The 3,463-nt window shown below is 73.0% G+C and carries 3 protein-coding genes; 2 read left to right on the top strand and 1 reads right to left on the bottom strand.

Features of this window, described 5'->3' with window-relative positions:
* Positions 1 to 1,617, top strand: a 1,617-nt coding sequence (locus tag VB737_RS15670; protein WP_500314322.1) for a mechanosensitive ion channel family protein, incomplete at its 5' end; no start/stop codon positions are given.
* Between the two features lie 36 nt (positions 1,618 to 1,653).
* Positions 1,654 to 2,514: a dienelactone hydrolase family protein gene (locus VB737_RS15665; protein WP_500314320.1), complete on the top strand. Its 861-nt coding sequence runs from the start codon at positions 1,654 to 1,656 to the stop codon at positions 2,512 to 2,514.
* Between the two features lie 10 nt (positions 2,515 to 2,524).
* On the opposite strand, the gene VB737_RS15660 is transcribed toward VB737_RS15665, so the two are convergent.
* On the bottom strand, positions 2,525 to 3,463 hold a 939-nt coding region (locus VB737_RS15660; protein ID WP_500314318.1), incomplete at its 5' end, for a phosphohexomutase domain-containing protein.

Raw genomic sequence — 3,463 nt, 5'->3', positions numbered from 1 at the left:
CCCCCCACCCCCGGCGGCGCCGCCCCCTCTGCGGCCGACCCCGGCAACGCCGGCAGTTTCCGTCTCGGCACGGTGCGGATCCTGCGGGTGCCGGTGATCACCGTGGCCTCACCGGCAGTGGGCTCCGGCGGCGACACCGGGCCGGATGCCGCCGAACGGGCCCGGGTGATCGAGGGCAACCTGAGCCAGCTCTACGAACCCCGCAATCCCTGCACGCCCGGGGAACGGCTCGGTGAGGTGCTGCTCGATCGCTCCAGCTTCGAGCCGACGAAGGCCGCCTGTGACCCCAACCACCTGGGCCTGCAGGGTGCACCGGATGACCTGCGTGTGGTGCTGCTGAAGCAGCCGGACGGCGGACGGCGACTGGCGGCCCTCGTGCCCGGCCGGGCCAGCCCCTTCCCCCTGCTGACGGTGACCGAGCAGGACGCCCAGTTCAACGGCCTGCCGGCCGATGAGCTGGCCGAGCAGTGGCGCAGCCTGCTGGAACGCCGCCTGCGCCGAGCCCGTCGGGTGTTCGGCGAGGAGCAGATCAACGGGCGCCTGCGAACGGCGCTGGTTTCGGCGGTGCTCCTGGCCCTGCTGATGGCCCTGGTGGTGGGGCTGTGGCACCTGTGCCAGCGGCTGCTGCCCCGCCTGCAGCGCCGCTGTGCGCAGCGATCCGGACGCCTGGATCCCCTGCTGCTCCAGCTCACCCAGGCGTCCAGCCGGCTGCTGGCGGGGCTGGTGCTGCTGCTGGGGGTGGCGATGGGGGCGGTGCTGCTGCTGGCCTGGCCCGGTCAGATCGCGGCGGCGATCGACGTGCTGCTGCAGCCCCTGGTGGTGCTGATGAAAGCGGTGGTGCTGCTGGCCGTGGCGGCGGTGCTGCGGGGGCTGGTGGGGCTGCTGCTGACCCAGTGGGCCAGCCATCCGGCGGTGCAGCGCGATCACCGCGCCCGCCGCCGGCAGCGGTACCTCAGCCTGCTGCGGGTGCTGCGCCGGCTGGTGAACCTGGCCTGTCTGCTGCTGTTCGCCCTCTGGACCGTGCTCGGCATCCCCGTGCTGCGGGATCTCTCCAGCAATGCCGTGCTGGCCAGCGGTGCCGTGCTCGGCGCCCTGGCGCTGGTGTTCCAGGGGTTGTTGCGGGACTTCGTCGCCGGCCTGGTGCTGCTGCTCGACGACCGCTATGCCATCGGCGACTGGGTGGAGATCGGCGGGCGTTCGGGGGAGGTGGTGGACGTGGGGGTGCTGAGCACCGAGCTGCGCGCCGCCGACCAGCGGGTGGTGGTGGTGCCCAACAGCCACTGCGAGCAGGTGGTGAACCACACCAAGCTGCGCTCGGGGGCAGAAGTGACGCTGCTGCTGCCGCGCAGCCTCACCGACCTGCCGGGCGCCCTGGGGCTGATCGCCGAGGAGCTGGCCGCCTTCGGCCGCGATCCGCGCTGGGCCGCGGTGCTGCTGGAGCCCCCGCGCCTGCTGGGCATCGAGGCGATGACGGAGAGCGACCTCCAGGTGAAGGCGTTGCTAATCACCCAGGCCGGCCAGCACGGCGAAGCCCGGCGGGCCCTGCTCGGGCAACTGGTAGAGCGGCTGCAGGGCTGGCCGCACCGGCCGGAAAAGTCTTCAGGATCTGGTTTCTAGGCTGGAGGCGCCTCTCATCCCCACGGGCCCCTGCCGATGGACCCCCACGCCCCCCGCCCTGACCAGGCGTTCCGCATCGGTCGCCGGGAGCTGCTGCTCGGGACGGCAGCCGCCGGCTTCGCCCTGGCGGTGCGGCCGGTGGCCGCCTCCACCGTCACCACCTCCGCCGAAGGGCTCGAAGCCGGCTGGGTGTCGGTGCCGGGGGCGGATGGTGCCATCAGGGCCTACCGGGCCCGCCCCGCCAAGGGCTCGGGCTTCCCGGTGGTGCTGGTGGTGCAGGAAATCTTCGGCCTGCATGCCTACATCCAGGACGTCTGCCGCCGCCTGGCCGGACTGGGGTATCTGGCCATCGCCCCGAGCCTGTTCGATCGCCAGGGCGATGTGACCGTGCTGCCCGACATCCCCTCGATCCTGCCGCTGGTGGCGACGGTGCCCGACGCCCAGGTGATGGCCGACCTGGATGCCACCGCCGCCTGGGCAGCCTCCAGCGGCGGCGGCGACGGCTCACGCCTCGGCATCACCGGCTTCTGCTGGGGCGGGCGGATCACCTGGCTCTATGCCGCCCACAACCCGAAGCTGAAGGCCGGGGTGGCCTGGTACGGGCGGCTGGTGGGCACGGCCAACGATCTCCAGCCCCTTTATCCGATCGATGTGATTCCCCGGCTCAAGGCTCCGGTGCTGGGCCTGTATGCCGGCGAGGACGACGGCATCCCGATGGCGTCGGTGGAGCGGATGCAGGCGGCCCTGAAGGCGGCCGGCAGCCCCAGCCGCATCAAGGTGTTCCCGGGCGTCCCCCACGGCTTCCACGCCGACTACCGCCCCACCTACCGCGCCGCCGCCGCGGCCGCGGGGTGGACGCAGATGCGGGCCTGGTTCCGCGCCAACGGCGTGGTCTAGGGCCGGGCCTTCAGGCCCGGTTGAGGTGCTCTTCGGCGGCGGCGGCCAGGGACTCACTCCAGTGGTCGACCTGGCTCTGCTCGGCCGCCTCCACCATCACCCGCAACAGGGGCTCGGTGCCACTGGCCCGCACCAGCACCCGGCCGTGGCCGGCCATGGCCGCCTCCGCCTCGGCCACCGCCTGCCGCAGCGGTTCGCACTCCTGCCACTGCTGGCGCCGCTGGCGGTCGGGCACGGTGACGTTCACCAGCCGCTGGGGGTAGGGCTGGAAACTGCCGTCCATCCATTCGTCCAGCTTCAGACCGGCGCCATGGATCAGGGTGGCCACCTGCAGGGCGCTGAGCAGGCCGTCACCGCTCATGCCATGGCGCGCCGAGAGGATGTGCCCCGACTGCTCGCCCCCCAGGCCGGCCCCCAGGGCCTCCATGGCGGCGTGCACATGCTGATCGCCCACATCGGTGCGCTCCAGCACCCCGCCGCTGGCCTGCCAGGCCCGCTCGAAGCCCAGGTTCGACATCACCGTCGCCACCAGGCGGTCGTCGGGCAGCTGCCCCTCGCGGCGCAGGGCCGAACCCCACAGATAGAGGGTGTGGTCGCCGTCCACCACCCGGCCGCGGCCATCCACCGCCAGCATCCGGTCGGCGTCGCCGTCGAAGGCGAAGCCCATGTCGGCGCCGCTCTCCAGCACCGCTCGCCTCAGGGGCTCCAGGTGGGTGCTGCCGCAGCCCTGGTTGATGCGCGCGCCATCCGGCTCACCGTGCAGCACCAGCACCTCGGCACCGAGGGAGCGGAACAGCTCCTCACCGCAGGCGGTGGCCGAACCCCAGCAGAGGTCGAGCACGACGCGGCAGCCGTCGAGGCGCTGGCCGCCGGCGCTGGTCCGCAGGGATTCGGTGTAGGCGGCCAGCAGGTCGGGCCGCAGCACCTGGCGGCCGCTGCCCTGCAGCGG

Origin of the sequence: Synechococcus sp. BA-120 BA3, assembly GCF_034931285.1 — a bacterium.
Lineage (GTDB): Bacteria > Cyanobacteriota > Cyanobacteriia > PCC-6307 > Cyanobiaceae > Cyanobium.
This window is presented reverse-complemented; position numbering and strand designations above follow the sequence as displayed.

Coding starts and splice junctions, on each gene's coding strand:
- VB737_RS15665 (WP_500314320.1), top strand. CDS start 1,654: ATGGACCCCCACGCCCCCCGCCCTGACCAGGCGTTCCGCATCGGTCGC.